At 67.2% G+C, this 21,828-nt stretch carries 20 protein-coding genes; 15 read left to right on the plus strand and 5 right to left on the minus strand.

Annotated features, from left to right (window positions below):
- Positions 1-4: 4 nt before the first annotated feature.
- Positions 5-1,048: a uroporphyrinogen decarboxylase/cobalamine-independent methonine synthase family protein gene (locus MMF94_RS31380; protein ID WP_241041036.1), complete on the minus strand. Its 1,044-nt coding sequence runs from the start codon at positions 1,046-1,048 to the stop codon at positions 5-7.
- A 23-nt stretch (positions 1,049-1,071) separates the two neighbouring features.
- Here MMF94_RS31380 and MMF94_RS31385 point away from each other — a divergent pair, with 23 nt between their 5' ends.
- The 12 genes from MMF94_RS31385 (at position 1,072) to MMF94_RS31440 (ending at position 14,022) form a co-directional block, all read left to right on the plus strand.
- Positions 1,072-2,487 (plus strand): LacI family DNA-binding transcriptional regulator, encoded by a 1,416-nt coding sequence (locus MMF94_RS31385; protein ID WP_241041037.1) that lies wholly within the window; start codon positions 1,072-1,074, stop codon positions 2,485-2,487.
- A gap of 75 nt (positions 2,488-2,562) precedes the next feature.
- On the plus strand, positions 2,563-3,504 hold the full coding sequence (locus MMF94_RS31390) for an N-carbamoyl-D-amino-acid hydrolase (RefSeq protein WP_241041038.1): 942 nt from the start codon (positions 2,563-2,565) through the stop codon (positions 3,502-3,504).
- Positions 3,505-3,685: 181 nt separating this feature from the next.
- The gene (locus tag MMF94_RS31395) at positions 3,686-5,053 is read left to right on the plus strand and encodes an MFS transporter (RefSeq protein ID WP_241041039.1); all 1,368 of its coding nucleotides are present in this window, start codon (positions 3,686-3,688) and stop codon (positions 5,051-5,053) included.
- Positions 5,054-5,089: 36 nt separating this feature from the next.
- The gene (locus tag MMF94_RS31400) at positions 5,090-5,791 is read left to right on the plus strand and encodes a cyclase family protein (RefSeq protein WP_241041040.1); all 702 of its coding nucleotides are present in this window, start codon (positions 5,090-5,092) and stop codon (positions 5,789-5,791) included.
- Positions 5,792-5,822: 31 nt separating this feature from the next.
- Positions 5,823-7,220, plus strand: a complete 1,398-nt coding sequence (locus MMF94_RS31405) for an amidase (RefSeq protein ID WP_277398866.1) — start codon at positions 5,823-5,825, stop codon at positions 7,218-7,220.
- A complete protein-coding gene (gene hydA / locus MMF94_RS31410; protein WP_241041042.1) occupies positions 7,217-8,599 on the plus strand; it encodes a dihydropyrimidinase in 1,383 nt (460 codons plus the stop codon). The genes MMF94_RS31405 and hydA overlap by 4 nt, the downstream gene beginning before the upstream one ends.
- Positions 8,600-8,645: 46 nt before the next feature.
- Positions 8,646-9,926 (plus strand): M20 family metallo-hydrolase, encoded by a 1,281-nt coding sequence (locus MMF94_RS31415; RefSeq protein ID WP_241041043.1) that lies wholly within the window; start codon positions 8,646-8,648, stop codon positions 9,924-9,926.
- A gap of 49 nt (positions 9,927-9,975) precedes the next feature.
- Positions 9,976-10,635 carry an isochorismatase family protein gene (locus MMF94_RS31420; protein WP_241041044.1) on the plus strand — a complete coding sequence of 220 codons (660 nt, stop codon included), beginning with the start codon at positions 9,976-9,978 and terminating at the stop codon, positions 10,633-10,635.
- Between the two features lie 2 nt (positions 10,636-10,637).
- Positions 10,638-11,549, plus strand: a complete 912-nt coding sequence (locus MMF94_RS31425) for a polysaccharide deacetylase family protein (RefSeq protein WP_241041045.1) — start codon at positions 10,638-10,640, stop codon at positions 11,547-11,549.
- A 95-nt stretch (positions 11,550-11,644) separates the two neighbouring features.
- Positions 11,645-11,962 carry a hypothetical protein gene (locus tag MMF94_RS31430; RefSeq protein ID WP_241041046.1) on the plus strand — a complete coding sequence of 106 codons (318 nt, stop codon included), beginning with the start codon at positions 11,645-11,647 and terminating at the stop codon, positions 11,960-11,962.
- Entirely contained in the window at positions 11,959-12,960 is a 1,002-nt protein-coding gene (locus MMF94_RS31435; RefSeq protein WP_241041047.1) for a CobW family GTP-binding protein, read from the plus strand. Before MMF94_RS31430 ends, MMF94_RS31435 begins: the two co-directional genes overlap by 4 nt.
- 15 nt (positions 12,961-12,975) lie before the next feature.
- Positions 12,976-14,022 (plus strand): asparaginase, encoded by a 1,047-nt coding sequence (locus tag MMF94_RS31440; protein WP_241041048.1) that lies wholly within the window; start codon positions 12,976-12,978, stop codon positions 14,020-14,022.
- A 72-nt stretch (positions 14,023-14,094) separates the two neighbouring features.
- Here MMF94_RS31440 and MMF94_RS31445 read toward each other — a convergent pair whose 3' ends face one another.
- The 4 genes from MMF94_RS31445 to MMF94_RS31460 form a co-directional block, all read right to left on the minus strand.
- Positions 14,095-15,516: a hypothetical protein gene (locus tag MMF94_RS31445; protein WP_241041049.1), complete on the minus strand. Its 1,422-nt coding sequence runs from the start codon at positions 15,514-15,516 to the stop codon at positions 14,095-14,097.
- A 460-nt stretch (positions 15,517-15,976) separates the two neighbouring features.
- A complete protein-coding gene (locus MMF94_RS31450) occupies positions 15,977-16,258 on the minus strand; it encodes a helix-hairpin-helix domain-containing protein (RefSeq protein WP_241041050.1) in 282 nt (93 codons plus the stop codon).
- A complete protein-coding gene (locus tag MMF94_RS31455) occupies positions 16,245-17,144 on the minus strand; it encodes an LLM class flavin-dependent oxidoreductase (protein ID WP_241041051.1) in 900 nt (299 codons plus the stop codon). The genes MMF94_RS31450 and MMF94_RS31455 overlap by 14 nt, the downstream gene beginning before the upstream one ends.
- A 102-nt stretch (positions 17,145-17,246) precedes the next feature.
- Positions 17,247-17,861 (minus strand): TetR/AcrR family transcriptional regulator, encoded by a 615-nt coding sequence (locus MMF94_RS31460; protein ID WP_241041052.1) that lies wholly within the window; start codon positions 17,859-17,861, stop codon positions 17,247-17,249.
- A 138-nt stretch (positions 17,862-17,999) separates the two neighbouring features.
- Here MMF94_RS31460 and MMF94_RS31465 point away from each other — a divergent pair, with 138 nt between their 5' ends.
- From MMF94_RS31465 to MMF94_RS31475, 3 genes are all read left to right on the plus strand, one after another.
- The gene (locus MMF94_RS31465) at positions 18,000-18,617 is read left to right on the plus strand and encodes a maleylpyruvate isomerase family mycothiol-dependent enzyme (RefSeq protein WP_241041053.1); all 618 of its coding nucleotides are present in this window, start codon (positions 18,000-18,002) and stop codon (positions 18,615-18,617) included.
- Positions 18,618-18,837: 220 nt separating this feature from the next.
- Complete coding sequence (locus MMF94_RS31470; RefSeq protein WP_241041054.1) at positions 18,838-19,758, plus strand: peptidase inhibitor family I36 protein; 921 nt, start codon at positions 18,838-18,840, stop codon at positions 19,756-19,758.
- A 221-nt stretch (positions 19,759-19,979) separates the two neighbouring features.
- Entirely contained in the window at positions 19,980-21,827 is a 1,848-nt protein-coding gene (locus tag MMF94_RS31475) for an AMP-dependent synthetase/ligase (protein WP_241041055.1), read from the plus strand.
- The last annotated feature ends 1 nt before the right edge of the window (position 21,828 follow it).

Consider the following 21,828-nt stretch of genomic DNA (forward strand, 5'->3'; position numbering starts at 1 on the left):
TGACCTAGTGGTGCGCTGCGGTGAGTAGATCGCGGTGAATGCCGATGAGTTGCCGGATGGACCGGGGTGGCCGGCGGCCGAATCCGCATTCCGTGGCCACGCCGAATCCGGTGACTGCTGACCCTGCGGACGCGATGCGCCGGTTGGCTCCGGGAATCCCGTCCGTGAGGTGTATGAGGCCGAGATAGAGTTCGGTGTCGTCGCCGAGGTCCAGTTCGGACAGCGGGGCGAAGTAGTCGATGTCGTCGCGGCCCCGCGGAACCGGCATGTGTACCCAGTCCAGTCGACGACGCAGTGTCTGCCGGATGCCGTTGGCGACATCTCGCATCGACCGGGTGTCGGTGGGCTCGACGAAGTGTTTGTGGTTGGCGTCGCCGTAGCAGAGATGAAATCCGAGTTCGACGTCCGGCGGCACCGCGTTGCCCAAGTCTGCCAGCGTCTCGACGATATCGGTGAAGGCGTCCTCGCCCCACCACTCGGCCTCCCAACTCCAGCCCTCGATCATGGCGAACTCCCATACGACATCCCACTGTATGGCGAGATCGGGGCCGGGAATGGCGGCCAGAATGATGTCGAGTTCGGCGCCCAGTGCAGTCTGGTAGGGGCCTTCGACGAGCGGTCGAGCGGCCGGCTCGAAGAAGTTGATGACGACACCGACCGGGGTGGGCAGGCTGACTTGGAAGCGGGTGTCATCGGGAATGACCCCCTCCGAGCGCAGTCGCAGGAAAACCCGGTAGCTGTCCACGGCTGCTTTGGCGTAGCCCAGCGGCCCGATCGTGACGTCGTCCGGGGCAACCCCGGGGGCGATGGTCAGGAAGTTGCGTGCACTGTACTGGGCGCGATGTGAGCGGGTTGTCGAGAATTGTGCGTTTCGGGTGAAGACGCTGTGCTGCCAGGCGATCCAGTTGGAACGGTCCCCGGTCTCTCCGTCGGGGATACGGGCGAGGCTGCTGCCGAGCGTCGCTGCCGTCCGGAGTGCCGCGTCCGAATTCTCCAGCGGTATGCTGCCCACCAAGTGGACACGCGGGACGTAAGCCGTGGATCCCATGAATTCATCCTGCCCTGCTCGCCTTGACGAAATACATACGCTGCGACGGTACCAAAGTTCAGCATTCTTGCCATCGCGTTGATCGGACGCTTTCTGAAGAAGGCGAAAGTCTCGAAACCGGTTGTGCCCGCCGCGCGATCGTCTCCAACGAGACAGAGGCCGCGACCGGCGTGTACGGCCGTTCTGCGGCGGATGCCGGGAAGCACGTCGGCAATTCAGTCGGGAAATGGGCCTGCGGATCGGTCGAGGTGGTGCATCGCGTGTCGGCTGACGACCGAGTTGTACCGACCGTGTACCTCCCGGGCGCGGGAGGCGCCGGCTGCGGCAGAATTCATCGTATGCCGAGCCGTAAGTCTCCCGCTCCTCGCGGGACCGTGACACTGGCTCTGCTGGCCGAACAGCTGGGCGTGCACGTCTCGACGGTGTCGCGCGCGCTGAGCGAGAACCCGGTCGGGGTGAGTGCCGAGACGGTCGCGCGCGTGCGCGAGTTGGCAGGTGAGCAGGGGTACAGACGCAACGCCGCTGCCCTGTCCTTGCGTACGGGACGCACCAAGATGATCGGCGTAATGGTGCCACGATTGACCGACGTCGTCCTCGCGACCATCTACGACGGCATCGACCAAACGGCGATCGACGCCGGCTACAACACTGTGGTGGTCAATACGCGAGACCGCCCGGACCTGCAGCGTTCACGTTTGGACCTCATGCTGTCGCGTCAGGTCGACGGGATAATCGTGGGGGACTCGCGGACGGACTCCAATCTCATTTCGGAGCTGCACGGATGCGGCGTGCCCTATGTGCTGGTGGCGCGCCGAATGCCCCGGGAGATCTCCGTCAGCACCGACGACCTGGAGGGCGGCCGCCTGGCTGCCGAGCACCTGCTCTCGCTCGGTCACCGGCGCATCGGGATCGTGGCGGGGGACCCCCACGCCAGCACCGGCGCGGAGCGGACGCTCGGGTTCCGGCGGGCCTACGCCGCGGCGGGGTATCCGCTGCCGGACGACTACGTGATCCCGTCGGGCTTCGACGTGCGCTCGGGGCGTGAGGCGGGAGATCACTTGTTGTCGTTACCCCATCCACCCACCGCCATCTTCGCCGCGAGCGACTTCGCGGCGGTCGGTGTGATGGGCGCGATGCGCGACCGGGGCTTGGAGGCCCCGGGAGATGTCGCCGTCGTGGGCTTCAACGACCTCGACGTCGCTTCTGAGTTGCCCACACCGTTGACGTCGGTGCACTCCCCACTGTTCGAGATGGGCGCACTCAGCATGCGGGTGCTGCTCTCGCTGCTGCGCGGCCGCCGGGTGCGGTCCCGGTTACTCCAGCCGACTCTGTACCCCCGCGCCTCGACGGTGGGTGAGTCACCGATTCGAACCAGCGCTGATCATCCGCGTCGCTCCGAGGTCGGCGCTGGGAGTCCTCGGCGCGCGCAGGTCCCTTGACGACGGCAACGTCGCGACATACGTTACGCAAACGTTAGAGCGAACGTTTGCGTGTCCGTCCTGGAGGAAGAAACCATGGACAGGAAGTTCGATCTTGCGGTGGCCCAGGTTGGAGGCATACAGCCTTCCGAGGGCCGGGCGACGGCGGTACAGCGGCTCATCCGGCTGCTGGAGCAGTCCCACCATAAGGGCGCTTCGTTCGTAGTTTTCCCCGAGTTGACGTTGACGACATTCTTCCCCCGCTACTGGGCCGATGACCTCGCGGTCATGGACCGGTACTTCGAGACCGAAATGCCCGGCGCCGAGGTCAAGCCGCTCTTCGAGCGCGCAGCGGAGTTGCGGATCGGCTTCTACCTGGGCTACGCCGAGCTCACCCCCGACGGGCAACACTTCAATACTGCAATCCTTGTGGATTCCACAGGAGACATCGTCGGCAAGTACCGCAAGATCCACCTGCCCGGCCACGCAGAAAAGCTCGAGGACGTCCCCGTCCAGCACCTCGAGAAGCGGTACTTCGAGGTGGGCGACCTCGGGTTCGGCGTCTTCGAGGTGGACGGTGTCCGCTTCGGGACATGTCTGTGCAACGACCGTCGATGGCCGGAGGTCTACCGCGTGCTGGCCCTGCAAGGTGCCGATGTGGTGGTGCTGGGCTACAACACTCCGGTCGAGGTGCCGGGGTGGCAGGAGGAGCCGCACGCCAAGATGTCCACGCATCTGCTGTCGCTGCGTGCCGGTGCCTACCAGAACGCCGTGTGGGTGGCCGCCGCCGGCAAATCGGGCAGTGAGGACGGCTGCCCCATGATTGGTGGATCCGCGATCGCCGCGCCCTCCGGTGAGATCCTCGCAAAGGCACGTACCGAGGGCGACGAAGTGGTGATGGCCACTGTCGACCTGGACTACTCCGAGCCGTACCGCCGGAGCGTGTTCGACTTCGACGCGCACCGGCAGCCGGAGCACTACTCGCTCATAGTCGACCGGGTGGGCCGGGGCGATCCGCTTCCCGTGGACTTCGCCTGAGTTGCCCGAGCGAGGTAAGCCCGAGACAGGTAAGAGGTCCTCGAGCTGCGGCGCCCGACGCCGTCGGTTCGCGAATCGCATGTGCACTTCGGTCTGTCCGCCGGCAGCGCCGCTGGGTAGTCGCGCACCTCCATGACGTCTACGGACCCGGGTGCGGACTGTTCGAAACGGAGTGGAAGCAATGGATGCTTCAGCGCAACGGGTATCGCAGGTGCCGCGCGTCACCGAACGGGACGTGCGGATTGCAACATGGGTCTGTTTCTTCGCATGGACATTTGCCGTTTATGACTTCGTGTTGTTCGGCAACCTCCTCCCCAAGCTTGCCGAAGATCATGGCTGGAGTTCCTCCCAGTCGACGGGGATCAACACCTGGGTGACCATCGGCACCGCACTGGTCGCCTTCGGCGTCGGCCCGCTCGTCGACAAACTCGGCCGCCGCAAGGGCATCATCATCGCGGTCATCGGCGCCGCGTTGGCGTCCGCGATGACCGCTGTCGCCGGCTGGGTGGTCGGCGCCGTGGCCGGCCTCGGCATCGTGCTGCTCATCCTCGTGCGGTCCGTCGCCGGTCTGGGCTACGCCGAGCAGGCCATCAACGCCACGTACCTGAACGAGATGTTCGCCCACGTGTACTCCGACCCGGCCAGGGCCCGTCGCCGCGGCTTGATCTACTCGCTGGTCCAGTCCGGCTGGCCCGTCGGTTCCGTATTGGCGGCCTTGTCGATCTACCTGCTGTTCCCCGTGGGTGGCTGGGCACTCTGCTTCATCGTCGCGGTGTTCCCCGCCATCTTCATGGTGTGGGCCGCCCGCTACCTCAAGGAGAGCCCGCAGTTCGCCGTCCGCCACGAGGCCGAGAAGCTCATGGATCAGGGCCGTGGAGAGGAGGCCACCGCACTCGCGGAGGCGGCAGGCATCGACCTGACCAACCGCTCGGCCCCGCTGACCTCGGCGTTCACCGGCGAGGCGCTGCGGTCGACGCTCGTGATCGGCTCCGCCTTCCTGCTCAGCTGGCTCGGTGTCCTGACGTTCTCCATCCTCGGCACGTCGCTGCTCACCGCAGAGAGCGGCAAGAACATCAGCTTCGACAACGCTTTGGCGATCCTCATCATCTCCAACGCCACCGCGTTCGCCGGCTACCTCTTCCACGGCTGGCTGGGTGACCGGATCGGGCGCCGCAACACGATCGCGATCGGCTGGATCTTCTCCGGCCTCTCCTTCAGCGGGATGCTGCTGGCTCCCGACGGCAGCTACGGCCTGATCATCGCCCTGTACAGCGCCGGTCTGTTCTTCCTGATCGGCCCCTACTCGGCGCTGCTGTTCTTCAACGGCGAGAGCTTCCCCGTGCACACCCGCGCGACTGGCGGATCGATCATCAACGCAGCTGGTCAGGTCGGCGCCGTGATCGGCGGCCTGCTGATCACCTTTGCGCTCGCCAGCGGCCACAGCTGGGACCAGGCCGCGTTCATCTGGGGATGCCTGCCGATCTTCGCCTCGGGAATCATCATCCTCGGCGCGCGCAACGTCTCGCCTCATCAGGTGCGGCGTGACTGAGATGCCCTTCGACCATGCTTTCAGGAGCCCTTGACGATGACCCGACGTGTGATCGACCTGTCCCTGCCCATAGATGACAACATGCCGAGCCACAAGTTCTTCCAGCGGCCGGTCCACATACCGCATATCCGCCACGAGGACTCCGTCGACCTCGGCCTCGGAGTTCCCGATGACCCGATGTCGATGGCGACGTCCTACATCGGGACGCTCGACCACATCGGCACACACGTCGACTCGTTCTTTCACGTCAAACCGGACGGCATGAAGATCGGTGAGATGCCGCTCGAGATGTTCTTCGGCAAGGCCGTGTGTTTCGACCTCACGCACATTCCCGATCTCGGAATGATCGAGGTCGAGGACTTGGAGCGGGCGGAAGCAGCGTCCGGTGTCAGGGTCGACGGCCACATCGTTCTTCTCAACACCGGCCTGCACAAGCGGCACTACCCCAGGCCGGAGGTGGTGACGAGCAATCCCGGCATCAGCACGGCGGCAACACACTGGCTGGCGGACCGGGGCTCGAAGGTGCACGGTGTCGAAGGACCGTCCACCGACGCGCCGAACCACAACTACTTCTACAACCACCGCGTCTGCCGGGACCGGGGCATCACGCACTACGAGTGGCTGGTGAACCTGGAAGAGCTGGTGGGGAAGGGGGAGTTCATGTTCTACGGAGTGCCGCTTGCTCTGGCGAACGGCACCGGGGGCCCGACCCGCGCATTCGCGATCCTCGAGGAGTAGCGATCCGCTGATGGCCACGGACTTTGCGTACATGACGGCGCTGGAGATCAGGCATCTCGTGTCGAGCAGGCAGGCATCCGCGGTGGAGGTGGTCAGCGCGGCTCTCGACCGGCTGGACTCCGTGGAGCCGACCCTCAACGCGTTCGTCACGAGGACTCCGGAGCCGGCACTTCAGGCCGCCCGCAAAGCGGATGCGGACATGAGCAAAGGTGCTGTCGCCGGGCCGCTTCTCGGGGTGCCGATCTCGGTGAAGGACCTGATCGACGTCGCTGACGTTCGTACGACCTTCGGTTCGAGGGTCATGGCAGGCAACGTGGCCGGAGCGGACGCGCCCTCGGTCAGCCGGGTGAGGGCTGCGGGCGCGTGCATTCTGGGCAAGACGACCACAACGGAGTTCGGTTGCAAGGCGGGTGGCGGGGACAGCCCGTTGACCGGCATCACCCGCAATCCCTGGCACACTGGCAGATCGACAGGCGGATCCAGTGCGGGAGCCGCCGCCAGCGTGGCGGCCGGTGTCACCCCGGTTGCGCTGGGGACCGACGGCGGCGGGTCCTGCCGGATCCCGGCGGCGCTCTGCGGCCTGGTGGGCATCAAGGCCCAGTACGGCCGGGTGCCGGTCTTCCCGGCCAGTGCCACGCCCTCGCTCGGTCACGTGGGAGCGATCGCGAGGACCGTTCGGGACGCCGCCCACCTGTTGCAGGTGCTGTCGGGGTTCGATGCGCGGGACCCGGCAAGCGTCGCGCAGCCGGTACCTGACTTCGTCGGTGCTTGCGGGCGAGGGGTTGCGGACCTGCGGGTCGCTTGGAGCCCGACCCTGGGATACGCGCGCCTGAACGACGAAGTCCGCCAACTCACGACATCGGCGATCGGGCGGCTGGAGGATGCCGGTTGTCACATCGAAACGGTCGAATGCGTATTCGGTGAGGATCCGATCGAGCTCTGGAACGCGGAGTTCTACGGAGGAGTGGGCGCGAAGCTGAAGTCCGCATTGGACAACACACCCGAACTTCTGGATCCGGCGGTGGCAGCGGTTCTGGGAGACGTGCTCTACAGTCAGACCGTGGAAGAGTATTTCCTCAAGCACTTCAAGCGATTCGATCTCAGGGAGCGGTTCAGAACCTTCCTCGAGCCGTACGACGTGCTCATCACCCCCACTCTTCCCGTTGCCGAACTCGCTGCCGGTGTGAACGTCCCGCCGGATCTCGCGGATCGCAACATCGTGTCGTGGGTCTATTACACCTATCCCTTCAACCTCACCGGAAACCCCGCGGGCTCGGTGCCGTGTGGATTCACGCGCTCCGGGATGCCGGTAGGCCTGCAGATCGTCGCGAAGACGCTCCGGGAGGTCGACCTGTTCGCGGTGGCCGGAGCGCTGGAGGCGGCTCTGCCCTGGGCTCATCTGACCCCCTCTGAGGAGGCCTGGCAATGACATACCTGATGCTGACCGGCGGGCGCGTCGTCAACAGCGGTGGTTCGGTCGACGCGGATGTTCTGGTGCACAACGGAAAGATCGAGGCGATCGGCAATCTTTCCGGCCTCCCGATCGACGACGTGGAGCGGGTCGACTGCTCCGGACGGCTCCTGCTGCCGGGTGGCGTGGACGTGCACACCCACCTCGACTCGCCGATGATGGGCACCACCACGTCCGACGACTTCGAGACCGGCACCAGGGCAGCGGCGTGCGGCGGCACCACCACGCTGGTGGATTTCGCGATGCAGGGGCCGGGGGAGAAGCTCCTGGAATCGCTGGACAAGCACCGGGCGAAGGCGCAGGGGCGCGCTGCTGTCGATTACGGGTTCCACATGTGCGTCACCGATCTCTACGACGGCGCCGTGGACGAGTTCACCGAGATCATGCAGACCGGCGTCACCAGCTTCAAGGTCTTCATGGCCTATCGCGGCACACTCATGCTGCACGACGGCGCGCTGTTCAACGTGCTGCGCGAGTCGGGCCGGATCGGCGGGCAGGTGTGCGTCCACGCGGAGAACGGCGACGTCATCGACCGTCTCGCCGCCGACCTGGTGGCGGCGGGGAAGACCGGCCCGGGATCGCACGAGATCTCCCGTCCGCCGTCCACGGAGATCGAGGCTGTGCGCCGGGCGATCCAGATCGCGCGCATGGCCGACTCACCGATCTACTTCGTGCACCTGTCGACCGAGGGCGCGGTCGAGGCCGTCGCCGAGGCGCGATCCCAGGACCGGGCCGTCGCCGGGGAGACGTGCACGCACTACCTGACGCTGGACCGCTCGCTCTACGACGCGCCCGGTTTCGAGGCAGCCAAAGTGGTGCTGACGCCACCGCTGCGCACCGAGGAGCACCGGGCTGCGCTGTGGCGCGGGCTGCGCGCCGGCACCCTCGGCGTCGTCAGCTCCGACCACTGCCCGTTCTGCCTGGAGGAGAAGCGCAGGCTGGGAGCGGCCGACTTCCGCGCAATTCCCAACGGTGGCCCGGGCGTCGAGCACCGGATGATCGTCATGTACGCCGAAGGTGTCCGGAGGAACCAGATCTCGCTGGAGAAGTTCGTCGACCTGACGGCCACGGCGCCGGCCCGCCAGTTCGGCCTCTTCCCGACCAAGGGCGCGATCGTCAGCGGCGCGGACGCCGACATCGTGGTGCTCGACCCGAACGGCACCACGACCATCTCGGCGCAGACCCAGAACCAGCGCATGGACTACACGCCCTACGAGGGATGGACGCTGCCCGGATCCCTGGAGGCGGTCTACTCGCGTGGCGAGGAGGTCGCCCGGGGCGGGAAGTACGTCGGGGCGGGCGGACGCGGACGGTTCCTGGCGCGCTCGACGCAGTGACGGAGGGCCCCGCAGCCGGTCTCTCGTGCGGAAGGAGGAGCTCAGAATGGCGTCGAAGCCGGAGTCGCTGACTCCCCAGCCGTCGCGGCTCGAGCACGATCTCGCCGAGCTGGCGAGGATTCGGAACCCGGAGAGCGGGGGTTGGACCAGGACGGTGTTCTCCGAGCCCTATCGGGCATCGCGGGAGTGGATCAGGTCTCGGATGGTCGACGCCGGGCTGGAGGTCCACACCGACGGGGCGGGCAACGTCATAGGGGTGCGACCCGGACGGCGTCCCGGGGCGGCGAGCCTGATCACCGGGTCGCACACCGACACGGTGGAGTCGGGCGGCCGGTTCGACGGGGCCGTCGGCGTGCTCGGCGCCCTGGAACTGGTGCGGCAGCTGACGGAGCATGACGTCGTGCTGGAGCGGGACCTGCTGGTCGTGGACTTCCTCGGGGAGGAGTCCAACGACTTCGGGCTGAGCTGCCTGGGCAGCCGAGCGCTCGCCGGTGAGCTGACCTCGGCCGACCTCGATCGCCGTGACCACGAGGGCAGGCGACTCGGCGACCGCTATGCGGCGTTCGGTCTCGACCCCGCCGGTGTCCCCGGCGCGGGCTGGACAAGCTCCCGGCCGTTGCACGGATACGTCGAGTTGCACGTGGAGCAGGGTCCGCTGCTGGAGGAACGCGGCGCGCCGATCGGAGTGGTCACCGCGATCGCCGGGATCGAGCGGTTGCTGGCCAGGTTCGACGGCAGGCCGGACCACGCAGGGACGATGCCGATGGGCGACCGGCGGGACGCGCTGGTCGCTGCTGCCGAAGCGGTGCTGGCCGTCCGGCGGGAGGGTTGCGGCGCACCCGTGCACGGTGTCGCCACCACCTCCCGGCTCGTCTCCGAGCCCGGATCGCCCAACGTGGTCCCTGGAGCGGTACGGATGCACGCCGAGATCCGCAGCGTGGACACCGCGTGGCTGTCCGCTGCCACCCGCCGGTTGGCCGACGAGATCCGGGCCACGGCGGCGGGCTACGGGGTCGACGTCGACGTCGAGTGGTCCACCGACAACGTCCCTGTCCCCGCGAGCGCCGAGGTACACGAGGTCGTGTCCGCAGCAGCGGATGCGCTCGGAATCGCGTGGGAGCCGGTGCCCAGCGGCGCCACGCACGATGCCGTGCACATGGCCCGGCTGTGCCCGATGGGGATGATCTTCGTGCCCTCGCGCGGCGGTCGGAGCCACTGCCCGGACGAGTGGTCCGAGCTCGAGCACATCGTCACCGGCGTCCAGGTCCTCGGCGCCACCGTGCTCGACATGGATCGGCGGGAGATGTCGGCGGGAACGACGTCGTGATCCTCTCTGTGGGGCAGACGCTGGGGCCGAACTCCGGGAACGTGATGCCATGAGCACCTTCGACGCAGCCGACGACGCCACCCGCGAGACGTACCGCAGCGCGGGGTTCACGGGCCGCTTCGAACTGGGAGAGCGCCCGGCGATCGTGGTCGTCGACTTCTGCCGCGGGTTCACCGACCCCGGGTGCCCGCTCGGGTCGGACACCACGGCCGAGGTCGAACGCACGCGGGAAGTGCTCGACGCCGCCCGGGAGCGCGGGCTGTTCGTGGCCTTCACGACCATCGCCTACGACGAGGGCGCGCGCGCCACGACGACGTGGCTGCGCAAGGTGCCGTCGCTCGGCGAGCTGACCGTCGGCTCACCCTGGGTCGAGATCGATCCGCGCCTGGGCAGGCTCGCCCACGAGCCCGTGATCGCCAAGAGCGGCGCATCCGCCTTCTTCGGCACGCCGCTGCACGCACTGCTCGTCGCGAACCGGGTCGACAGCGTGCTCGTGCTGGGTGCGACCACATCGGGGTGCGTCCGCGCCTCGGTCGTGGACTCCGTGCAGCACGGCTTCCCCACGTTCGTCGTCACGGACTGCTGCGCCGACCGGTCGGCAGGCCCGCACGAGGCGAACCTGTTCGACATGACGGCGAAATACGCCGATCCCCTCACCGCCGAGGAGGTCGTGGTTCACCTCAGCGGTTCGTCCACTACAAGGAGATGAACATGCCCAAGGACATCAAGTGCGTGTTCGGCGTCGACATCGACGCCGTCGGAGGATGGCTGGGGTCCTACGGCGGTGAGGACTCGCCGTCGGACATCCAGCGAGGAATGTTCTCCGGTGACATCGCCACCCCGCGTGTGCTGAAGCTCTTCAAGAAGTACGACCTGCCGGCCACGTGGTTCATCCCCGGGCACTCGATCGAGACGTTCCCGGACTCGGTGAAGATGATCGTCGACGCCGGCCACGAGATCGGCGCGCACGGCTATTCCCACGAGAACCCGATCGCCATGACGCCCAAGCAGGAAGAGGACGTCCTCGCCTACACCGTCGAGCTGATCGAGAAGGTCAGCGGCAAGGCCCCTCGCGGCTACGTGCCGCCGTGGTGGGAGATGTCGAACATCACCACGGCGCTGCTGCAGAAGTACGGCTTCACCTACGACCACGGGCAGGGCCTGCACGACTTCGTGCCGTTCTACGCCCGGATCGGCGACTCCTGGACCAAGATCGACTACTCGCAGGAGGCCCGCACATGGATGAAGCCGCTCCAGCGCGGTGAGGTGATCGACCTCGTGGAGATCGGCGCGAACTGGTACATGGACGACCTGCCTCCGATGATGTTCATCAAGGGGGCTCCGAACAGCGCCGGCTGGGTGAACCCGCGGGACGTCGAGGCCTGGTGGAAGGACCAGTTCGACTGGGTGTACCGCGAGCAGGACTACGGCGTCTTCGCCTTCACCATCCACCCCGACGTCTCCGGCCGCCCTCAGGTGCTGCTGATGCTCGAGCGGTTGATCGAGTACATCAGCGGCCACGAAGGCGTCAGCTGGGTCACCATGGAGGATGCGGCGAACGACTTCCGCAAGCGCTACGCCTACCCGGGCCCGGACGGCAGCCCGTTCATGCCGGGTTCCTGATCGGCAGGCGGGGGCGGCCCGGCAGGCCCCGAGCCGTCCCGCCTCCGCCGGACCCGCAGGCGACAACCGCGAACCTGAAGGAACACTGATCTGCGATGTGCGTGCTGTGCTACGAGCTGGCTCCCGAGGACCACTGGACGGACGGAGTGTCCGTCGGTGAGACGCCGGACATGCCCGGCCGCCCGCGATACAGGCGCACGCGCATCCTCGCCGCGGTGCTGGCCCCGTACGGCCTCACCGTGTCGGACCCGGGCAAGGGAGCGCACCGCGTGATCGCCGACCGCAAGGGGTCGGCGGAGGTGGCCGCCGCGCTGCCCGCCGTCTGGCAGGCCGCCGAGCGCCTGTCACGACGCAAGATCGACGTGCTCGATCCCGGCCTCCTGGCTGCCATCGACCCGGACGATCCGGCATGACGCTGCTCGGCCTGCCTGCCGCCGAGCCCGCCCCGACCGCAAGGGGTCGGCGCTCGGTCATCCTGCTCAGCGGCTTCCTCGGGTCGGGCAAGACCACACTGTTGCGCCGCGAGCTGGACCGAGCCGGTGATCATGCGCCCGCGGTGATACTCAACGACTTCGGCGAGACGCTCGTCGATGACGTCCTCCTGAGCGTCGACGGGGACCGGCCGGTCGTGGTGCCCGGCGGGTGCGCCTGCTGCACCCGCCGGGACGATCTTGCCCAGGCCCTCTCCGGCCTGCTCGACGCCGAGCAGAGCGGCCGAGCGCCGCGCCGCGACCACGTGGTGATCGAGACCAGCGGGCTCTCCGATCCCGGGCCCATCGCGTTCACCATCGCGAACGACCCCGTCCTGAAGCATCACTACGCCCTGGCGCGGATCTGCGTCACGGTCGACGCCCTCACCGGCCTCGACAGCATCGAGAACCACGAGGTCGCGCACCGGCAGTTGCTCGCAGCCGACGACGTGGTGGTCACCAAGGCGGACCTGGTCGAAGCCGAGCACGTCGAGGACCTGGTCCGCAGCCTGCGCCGGATCGTCCCCGCCACAACGGTCAGCGTCACGGCAGCCGGTGAGCTGCTGCGCACCGAGGTGCCGACCGGTGCGCCCGCCTCCACGTCACCGGTCCGGCGTTCCGGGGGCTCCGCGGACGCGGCGCACACCAGCGCCGTCTCCACCCTGGAGCTGGCGACCGACGAGCCCCTGGACTGGCAGGCCTTCGCCATCTGGCTGAGCCTCCTGCTGCATCGCCACGGTCCGGCCGTACTCAGGGTCAAAGGCGTGCTCGACGTCCACGGCGCCGGGCCGGTGGCGCTCAACGGGGTGCAGCACGTCGTACACCGCCCGGAGCACCTCACCGGCGCGGTTCCGCCGGGCAGCAGGCTCGTGCTCATCGCCCACGATCTCGACGCCGAGCTGCTGGAGCGTTCCTTCCACGCATTTCTCGCCATCAGGTGAAGGGTGAGGTGACATGTGAACCGAGATGCCGGACTGCCCCGAGTGGTGGTCTTCTCCCTCGGCGGCACCATCGCGTCGACCAACGCGGGTGATGGGGCTGCCGGCGGGGTGACGCCCCGGCTCGGTGCCCGCGATCTCGTCGAGGCGGTCCCACAGTTGCAGGAGGTCGCCGCGCTGGAGACCGTCTCGTTCCGCCAGGTCGCCTCCTCCGACCTGACCTTGCAGGACATCATCGCGCTGGCCGCGCAGATCACCGACTGCTTCGCGGCCGGAGCGAGCGGCGCCGTCGTCACCCAGGGCACGGACACGATCGAGGAGACCTCGTTCGCGCTCGACCTGCTCGTGCGTGATCATCATCCTGTCGTCGTCACGGGTGCGATGCGCAACCCCACCCTCGCCGGGCCCGACGGACCCGCCAACCTGCTCGCGGCCGTGCAGGTGGCGGCTGCCCCGGAGGCAGCAGGCCTGGGCACCCTCGTCGTCCTGAACGACGAGATCCACGCGGCACGGTTCGTGCGCAAGACCCACACCTCGAGCCCGGCCACGTTCCACTCGCCGACTGCCGGCCGACTCGGATGGATCACCGAGGGCCGCCCGCGAATCGCCTTCCGCACACCCACGCTCGGCGGCATCCCGTCGGGGGTGAACGAGCAGGAGGTGCCGCCCGTCGCCCTCCTGACATCCGTTCTCGGCCACGACTCCAGGCTCATCGCGCAGGTGGAGACGCTCGGATACGCCGGCCTCGTGATCGAGGCATTCGGCGGCGGCCACGTTCCTTCGCACGTCGTCCCGGTGCTGGCGGACCTGGCCTCGCGGCTGCCGATCGTGCTGGCCTCGCGCACCGGCGGTGGTGAGCTACTCCAGGGGACCTACAGCTTTCCCGGCTCGGAGCGAGACCTGCTCTCCCGCCAGCTCATCCCGGCGGGCTTCCTCGACGGCCCGAAGGCCCGCGTCCTGCTGAGCCTGCTCCTGACGGCCGGAGCGGACCTCGACCGCGTGCGCACGGCGTTCGAGCAGATCAACGCATCCATCTCCGCCCCGATCGTCGGCGGGACCCACTGATCGCCCGACACGGTGATCTCAGAGATCATGGTCCGCCGGGCGACCGCGTTCGCCAGGAACCGGCGTCGGGCATCATCGCGCGGCTCCCGGTACGGACGGCTCCGGGGCGAGCAGGACCGTGCTCTCGTATGCGCCTCGAAACGCACCGATCACCAGGTCCCCTGCAGCGACGTACGGGCCCATGTGGCGCAGATAGAGGCTCCCCGCCACACCGTCGATCATGAACGGGCTGAGCACGAACGGCACCTCAGCGGTGACCTGCTGACCGGAGTCAAGTTCGTGAAATTGCATCGGCGTGCGGTCGGATACGACGCGTTCCTGCAGGACCACCGGGTTCGTCCGCGCCTCCTCCACGAGGGCTGAGGGCCAGTCCTGTTCCGCCGCCTGGCTGCCGAACAACACGCCTTTTCCGGAACTGCCGGAGGCGGGCTTGGCCACCAACTGATCACGTCGGCTGCTTGCGATGCTCAGCAGTTCCTTCTGTTCGTCCGGGTCACAGTCCAGGCCGAGGCATGCGGTCCATGGAACGTGCTCGCGTACCAATTCCTGATCGGCGGCGGCGAGCAAGCCGGCATCACAGTCCTCGTGCAGCCAGGCCAGGATCGCCTTCGACGAGACGAGCCCCGACTCCGTGCGCGGGAACAGTCCGACCGTCTGGGCCCGGTCAGCGCCACACAATGCGGCAACCCCGCCGCCGTCCTCCACGATGCCGCCGCCCCACTGGAGTAGCACGACGTCGATCGGCACGTCGGCGGCGAGCAGTCGACCGGTGGTGTCGAGGCGCAGTTCGGCGAGATCGGCCTGGACCACCTCGAAGCCCACTCGCTCGGCGTCGGCCACGGAGGCCCGTCTGGCCGTTTTGTGCGACTTGGCCTCGCCGGCCCCGGTTTTCATCTTCTTGTAAGTGGGCATGAGCAGCCGGATCGGGATGCCGTTTCCGATCTCGCCAGGGAGCGTACGGACCAGCGCCTCGGAACGTGCGGCCACGGTAGAGGGTGGCTGGTACAGGCCGCTGTGCGGGCACAGCTGGGCGTAGGCGTCCGCCAACTGGGGGCACAAGGTGACACTGCGGCCGAGGTTGGGGAGGGTGTTGAGCTCGAGCAGCCGGGGTCGCCCCTGCTCGAGCAGGAAGTCGGGACGTGCGTACCGGATGAGCTCTGTGGCCACGATCGGACGATCAGGATCCATCAGCACCAGCGCATCGGGAAAGCGGAGTAGCCGCTTCAGTTCACCCACGGTCGACGCACGCCGCCGGCACGCATCCACCGCCAGGTACAACAGCCGAGCTGTGATCGAGTCGAGGCGCCGGTAGGCCCGTTCTCCGATGACGACCGGCCGGAGTGGCTCCCAGTATTTTCCGTCCGATTCCTGAAGCCGGTGGAAATTCCACCCGGTCGACTCCGTCCGACGGGCGAGGAACTCTGCGCGCAGCTGCTCCGGCAGTGCATCCCAGACATCGCGGATCGGGACATCGAGGCGAGGGGTATCGGTCATATGGTGCGGCCTTCCGTAGCTGATCACTGTCAGTGGGACGGAGCTTGCGATAGCGGTATAGACGAGTCACAGTGGCGATCGCAAGCGTCAAGGCTGGGGTCTCGATAACGGCGCCTCCGACGCGGCAGGAAATGTATCTCATTTCATATTACGTAGATCGGACATATCTCTTGATTTCACTCCTCGAGTGACCGGTATCACTGCCACTTCCTGTGTGGGCTGCTTCTATCTCGCCGTGGATGATCAGGTAGATCGAGCCGAATTTCCAAGGAATCGGACATGCGTCCGGCCTCCCCTCCGGCGCACACACTGGTGTCGGCTCACAGCGGGCATGGGGCGCCGGTGCGGGGTCGGGCGGACCGAGTACTTCCGGGGTGATCAGGGCACGGGCGGTGGCGGCGAAGTACTGCTCGGAGACCGAGCCGGTCAGCCCGAGGATGACGCCCTGCGGTCGAGCATGTCAGTGGTCTCGTTGCGCCTGCAGCTGTTTGCGCTGCGGGGTGTAGTGCCACCACGGGCGGCCCGGCCGCCCTTCGGCCTGGTCCACGGCGGACATGACGGTGTCGAGCAGGCACGGGTCGAGTCGCTCGCCGGAGGCGGCCGACATCCGCTCGTACAACTCGATCGGATCCTGGCCGGCAAGCTGCGCGATCCTGGTGATGCCGATGCGTTCGAAGTAGCCGGCGACGGAATGGCCGACGTTGACGAGCGCGGTGAGTTCCGACTCCTCATTCGACGTCATCGGGCCCTCTCTTCTCTTTCTCCCAGCCGGTCGCGTCGAGGTCGTCGGCCAGCAGGCCGATCTGGTCGGACGCCCCCGAACACGGGAACAGCACCAGGTCGTCGGCTCCGGCCTGGGTGAGGCGACCGATCTCCTCGTGCAGATGGTCGACGTCGGTTATGACGTCGGGACGAACCCGGGGAAGGTATTCGGTCCCGTAGTAGTGCGCCACGTACGCTTCGGCGGTCTCCGCCGCGCCGGTTCCCAGACAGAAGTAACGCTCGACGATCACCCGTGGTCGTCCCGGACGTCCGGCTCGGGCCCATCCCCGGCGGACGGTGTCGACGCCCTCTTTCAGGATCTCCAACCCGAAAGACGGAGCCACCCAGCCGTCGGCCAACGCGGCGGCCCGGGCGAAGCCGGCGGGCACGGCTCCGGCGAGCAGGACGCCCGGGCGCCCCGGTGGCAGCGCCAGGATCGGTCCGGAGGCCCCATCCACCTTGCCGTGCCATACGTCTCGCATCGTCGCCAGGGTGGTTTCGAACGCGGCGCCCCGTTTCGTCATCGCCACGTCACTGGCTGCGTAATCCTCGGCCCAGCCGCCCATGCCGAGTCCTACGGTCAGCCGCCCTCCGGAAAGCCGTTCGACAGAGTCGATCTGCTTGGCCAAGACGACCGGGTTGCGACGATAACCGGCATTGAGCACGGTGGTCAGCAGCTCGATGCGTTCTGTACGGGCCGCCGCGGCGGCCAACGCCACCAGCGGGTCCAGATTGTCATATACCAGTCGGTCGATCACGCCCAACGACCGAAAGCCGCGCTCCTCGCTTTCGGCAGCCCATCGTCCGATCGACGTGGCATCCGTTCCTGGCACGGCGGCGGGAAGCCCGATTCCGATTCGCAACATTCCTCCTCAGACGATCGGCCCAACGTAACCCGGCAGATCCAGCCAGATCTTGAAGGAATCGGACATGCGTCACGGGTCCTCCGCCGCCGTCGCCGAGGAAGATCAAGGCGAACCGAGTACTTCCGGTGTGATCAGGGCGCGGGCAGTGGCGGCGAAGTACTGCTCGGAGACCGACCCGGTCAAGCCGAGGATGACGCCCTGGCTGAGACCGACGAGCAGTCCTCTGAGCGCCACGGCCAAGCGCTGCGCCTGCCGTGCGGTCACCGGGGCCTCGTCGTGGGATCTACCGGTGAACAGTGCGGTCAGCCGTTCCTCGTGCGTCCGGATGGCGTCGGCGAGCTTCGGCCGCAGTTCGGGTTCTCGTAGTGCCAGGTCCTGCAGGCTGATCTCGAACGACAGGTGGCGCAGTGCGTCGGGGTCGTCGCACAAGCGGCGGTAGTAGCGGGCGAAGGTGCCGACCGCTTCGACGAGGTCGAGGTCTGCGGGGACGGTCTCCTGCATGCCTTCGTAGTGGGGGCCGAGGTAGTCGGTGACCATCGCGATCAGCAGGCCGTTCTTGCTTCCGAACAGTGAGTAGACGGCGCCGGTGGTCAGCTCGGCCTGCTCGGTGATCTCCTCGAGCCTCGCGCTGTGGCCGTCTCTGGCCACGATCCGGCGTGCGGCGTCGAGCAGGGCCCGCCTGTTGCGCTCCTTGGCCTCCGCCCTTGTCAGTCTCATAAGTGGATTATTACAGTAAGTTCATTATGAGAGTTGGGGGCTGCGACCGTCTGCGCCGCGCCCCCGTACGTCCGTGCCATGCAGACCGAGCCCGGCCCACCGGCCCCCTTGGACAGATCACCGAAGAAGGAGCACGCCATGGACCTCGCGACCGAGATCGCGGCCGAACGGCAGGAACTCGCGGCGATGCTGGACGATCTGCCGATCGCCATGTGGGACGGGCCGACCTTGTGTGCCGGATGGCGAGTGCGAGAGGTCGCAGCCCACATGTCGATGGGATTCCGGTACCCGCTGCCCAGGATGGTGTTCGAGCTCGTCAAAGCCCGGGGCGGCATCAACCGAATGACCGACAGGTGTGCTCGAAAGGACGCGGCCACCCTGTCCACGGCTGAGCTGGTCAACGCGCTCAGGGACAACGCGCACCACCCCTGGCAGCCGCCGGTCGGCGGCGCCGCAGCGGCGCTGGGCCACGATGTGATCCACGGCCTGGACATCACAGTCGCCCTCGGTATCGACCGCCGGATCCCCGAAGACCGCCTACGCCTCCTCTTGTCGAATGTCACCGCCAGGACGCTGAAGTTCTTCAGGGCCGACCTCGACGACGTCCAACTGCGCGCCGATGATCTGGACTGGTCCTTCGGCACCGGTACACCTCTGGTCGGTGCCGCGCAGGATCTCTTGCTGGTCGCGTACGGCCGGAGGCTTCCACCAGGACACCTCCACGGCGAAGCCCGCGATCGCTACGTCGTCGCTTAGTCCCCGGCGAGGTGCTTCAACAGCAGGTTGAAAGCACAGGTTGATGAACGAGAAGTGGATGTGAGTTGTCCCCAGGTATGTCCACGGTGTGAAGCGCGGCCCGGTCCGACCTCGGCATATGCGGATTGTTGCATTCGTCGAACCGCGCCTGCTGTCGATCCGTGTGGTGCGAAGATCGGGTCGGGATGTCCGGCCCGCAGACCGGGGGATCCAGATCCGCATGAAGAAGCTCATCCGCGCAGTTCGGTACGGGGCTGTCGCCGTAGCGAGCCTCGCCGCGCTCACCGCCTGCAGCTTCCAGGCCGCCGCTCCGTCCGTGCCGCTCCCGCAGGTGGGAGCCCTCGGGCAGGTGGTCGGCAGCAGTCCGCCTCCGATCGCGAACTCGGTGGGGCAGGTGCAGGTTTTCGGGGGCCCGACGACCGGCACGCTGACGCTGCCCACCAATCACGGCGCGGCTCCCAGCATTCAACTTCAGGCGGTCAACAGCCCTCAGATCGGCGTCTACGTCACGGACAGCGCCGGCATGACCCTGTACCGCTCCGCCGCGGACAGTACGAACCCCCCGCAGTCCACTTGTGACAGCGACTGCGCGGCGACTTTTCCGCCGCTGGTGGTCGGGCCTTCCGCGAAGATCTACACGGCCGGAGTAAACGCCTCCAGCGTCGGTTACGTCCAGCGGTCCGACGGCACCTACCAGGTGACCATCAACGGATCGCCGATGTACTACTACTGGCAGGACCAACAGCCCGGCCAGATCAACGGTCAGGGTGTTGCCGACAACTGGTCGACCGTGAGCCCGACGGGCGGTAGTGCCGCATCCGGGCGGTCGTCGGGTGGACAGTCCTCGGGCGGGCAGTCGTCGGGCTCCGGTTCCGTCGACGGAAGGCCCAACGAGCTCACGGTCTATGAGGGGGCGAATTTCCGGGGGGAGTTCACCGAGCTGGAAGGAGGTTTCAGCAACTTTGCCACTGTAGACCTCAATGACAAGATCACATCTATTGCCAATAACACGGGCCAGGACATGTGTTTCTGGACCGATGCCAACTTCCAGGGGTCGGAGGTCAAAGTTCCTGCGGGCGTCACCGTGGCGCAGCTCAGCCAGCCCTTCGACGACAAGATCTCCTCGGAGAAGCAGTGCTGATACCGGCTGGTGATCCGCGGTAAGTCCCGGCAGCGAGGAGCGGACTCCTGGCGCCGCCGGTCAGGGCGACGCCGGGGGTCACCGTGAGGACATCGGCAGCCCGTAAGGATGGCTTCAGGCATTTCGGACAGCTCGGGCGGGGCCGGTTGCCTCATTCGGGTGACTAGCCAATACTGCCCGTGCGTCATGATCACCCGTTCGGACAAGGAGGTCTGGCGGTAGTGGGCAACCGGCACCAACGACTCACCCTGTTGGACCTGGTCGACTGCAACGCGATCGAGCATCCCGATGCCCTCGCCCTGGTGGACGGCGAGATTCGATTGAGCTGGTCCGAGTATCGGGCGCAGGCTCGGGCGATCGCGCTGGTGCTGATGGACCTGGGGGTGGGCCGCGGCGACGTGGTGGGTCTGCACATGGTCAACCGCGCAGAGCACGTGCTTGCTGATGTCGGCGCGGTGATGGCGGGCGCCATTCCCTGCAGCTACTACAACAGCCTGGCCGCCGAGCAGCTTGCCTGGGTTGCGGCGGACTCGGCGGCTTCGGTGGTGGTCGTCGATGCCGTCCGGCTGCCCCTGTGGCTGGCCATCCAGGAGCAACTGCCCAGGCTGAGGTACGTGCTCGTGCTCGACCTGGAACCGGATGTCGTGCCGCCGCTGGGCGTGGAACGGTTCGAGCAGTTGGTGGCCGTCGCCTCGGAACAGCTTGGTCAGCGCGGGCTCGAGATCGACTACGCCAGCTACCAGATGCACCCGAGCGATCCGCTGACCATCGTCTACACGTCGGGTACGACGGGGTTTCCCAAGGGCACGATCATCACCCACACCGCCGCGCTGTGGGTGATGGAGCAGGTGAACAGGCAGCTCGTCGAACATCTCGGCGGTCCGGTTCCGATCGGGTGGTCGACGGTGTCCTATCTTCCGTTGGCTCACGTGGCGGAGCGGTTGTTCTCGCACTACCAAGGTTTGGCGCGGGCGATCACGGTCACTTATGTTCGGGATTCCGCGAAGTTGCCGCAGATACTCCCGGCGACCCGGCCCAACCTGTTCCTCGGGGTGCCGAGGGTCTGGGAAAGAATGTACGGCGCCATCCGAGAACGAGCGGCGAATCAGAAGAGCCGCTTCCGGCGGCTGCTCGTCAACTCGGCGCTCTCGGTTGCTCGCGAGGTGGGCACCGCACGATTGACCGGCAAGAACGCACGCTGGTGGACCCGCCTCCGGAGTCCGCTCATGGAGCGAGTCGTCTACCGGCGGCTGCGCGCGGGGCTCGGTCTGGATCGGGTGGAGCTCGCGGTCAGCGGCGCGGCATCGCTGCCGGCCGAGGTGGTGGCGTTCTTCGCCGGGATGGGAATCACCATCATCGAGGTGTACGGGATGACCGAGACGTGCGCGATGCTCGCGCACAGTCCGCTGCACGCACCGCGGCTGGGCAGCGTGGGGCGCGCGCTGCCCGGCGTCGACCTGTGGATCGCCCCGGATGGCGAAGTACTGGCGAGAGGCCCGAACATCACCCCCGGCTATCTGAACCAGCCGCAGGCGACGGCGGAGGCGATCGACGCGGCGGGCTGGCTGCACACCGGCGACATCGGCGCCCTGGACGACGACGGATACCTGCGCATCACCGGTCGTAAGAAGGAACTCATCAACACCGCGTCCGGGAAGACGATCTCACCCGCCGGCGTGGAGGGCGCCTTGTCGTCAGGCTCCGACCTGGTCGGGTCGGTCTACGTGCACGGTGATGACAAGCCTTGCCTCGTGGCCCTGGTCACCCTCGATCCCGGCTGGGCGCAGTGGTGTGCCGCGCGGGACATCAAGGTTCGTTCGATCGCCGAAGCGGTTGCCGATGGACGGGTGCGGCTGGAGGTGGCCCGGTGCATCGGCGCGGGCAACGCTGCCCTCTCCCGGGTCGAGCAGGTCAAGAACTGGGCCCTCCTGCCGGAGGAATGGAGCAGCGAGGCAGGCCAGCTCACGCCGACGTTCAAGCTGAAACGCACGGTGATCGCTCAGTGGTACCGCGACGAGATCGAGGAACTCTACGACCCGCTGACGGCCGAATCGTGGACGGACGAGTAAC

This window comes from Pseudonocardia alaniniphila (genome assembly GCF_022524485.1).
Classification (GTDB): Bacteria; Actinomycetota; Actinomycetes; order Mycobacteriales; family Pseudonocardiaceae; genus Pseudonocardia; species Pseudonocardia alaniniphila.

Excerpts from the sequence above, each read along its gene's own strand:
- MMF94_RS31425 (WP_241041045.1), top strand. The coding sequence starts at position 10,638 with ATGCCCAAGGACATCAAGTGCGTGTTCGGCGTCGACATCGACGCCGTC.
- MMF94_RS31465 (WP_241041053.1), top strand. The coding sequence starts at position 18,000 with ATGGACCTCGCGACCGAGATCGCGGCCGAACGGCAGGAACTCGCGGCG.
- MMF94_RS31405 (WP_277398866.1), top strand. The coding sequence starts at position 5,823 with ATGACGGCGCTGGAGATCAGGCATCTCGTGTCGAGCAGGCAGGCATCC.
- MMF94_RS31420 (WP_241041044.1), top strand. The coding sequence starts at position 9,976 with ATGAGCACCTTCGACGCAGCCGACGACGCCACCCGCGAGACGTACCGC.
- MMF94_RS31460 (WP_241041052.1), bottom strand. The coding sequence starts at position 17,861 with ATGAGACTGACAAGGGCGGAGGCCAAGGAGCGCAACAGGCGGGCCCTG.
- MMF94_RS31395 (WP_241041039.1), top strand. The coding sequence starts at position 3,686 with ATGGATGCTTCAGCGCAACGGGTATCGCAGGTGCCGCGCGTCACCGAA.
- MMF94_RS31450 (WP_241041050.1), bottom strand. The coding sequence starts at position 16,258 with ATGACGTCGAATGAGGAGTCGGAACTCACCGCGCTCGTCAACGTCGGC.
- MMF94_RS31415 (WP_241041043.1), top strand. The coding sequence starts at position 8,646 with ATGGCGTCGAAGCCGGAGTCGCTGACTCCCCAGCCGTCGCGGCTCGAG.
- MMF94_RS31430 (WP_241041046.1), top strand. The coding sequence starts at position 11,645 with ATGTGCGTGCTGTGCTACGAGCTGGCTCCCGAGGACCACTGGACGGAC.
- MMF94_RS31470 (WP_241041054.1), top strand. The coding sequence starts at position 18,838 with ATGAAGAAGCTCATCCGCGCAGTTCGGTACGGGGCTGTCGCCGTAGCG.
- MMF94_RS31400 (WP_241041040.1), top strand. The coding sequence starts at position 5,090 with ATGACCCGACGTGTGATCGACCTGTCCCTGCCCATAGATGACAACATG.
- MMF94_RS31390 (WP_241041038.1), top strand. The coding sequence starts at position 2,563 with ATGGACAGGAAGTTCGATCTTGCGGTGGCCCAGGTTGGAGGCATACAG.
- MMF94_RS31380 (WP_241041036.1), bottom strand. The coding sequence starts at position 1,048 with ATGGGATCCACGGCTTACGTCCCGCGTGTCCACTTGGTGGGCAGCATA.
- MMF94_RS31455 (WP_241041051.1), bottom strand. The coding sequence starts at position 17,144 with ATGTTGCGAATCGGAATCGGGCTTCCCGCCGCCGTGCCAGGAACGGAT.
- MMF94_RS31435 (WP_241041047.1), top strand. The coding sequence starts at position 11,959 with ATGACGCTGCTCGGCCTGCCTGCCGCCGAGCCCGCCCCGACCGCAAGG.
- MMF94_RS31445 (WP_241041049.1), bottom strand. The coding sequence starts at position 15,516 with ATGACCGATACCCCTCGCCTCGATGTCCCGATCCGCGATGTCTGGGAT.
- hydA (WP_241041042.1), top strand. The coding sequence starts at position 7,217 with ATGACATACCTGATGCTGACCGGCGGGCGCGTCGTCAACAGCGGTGGT.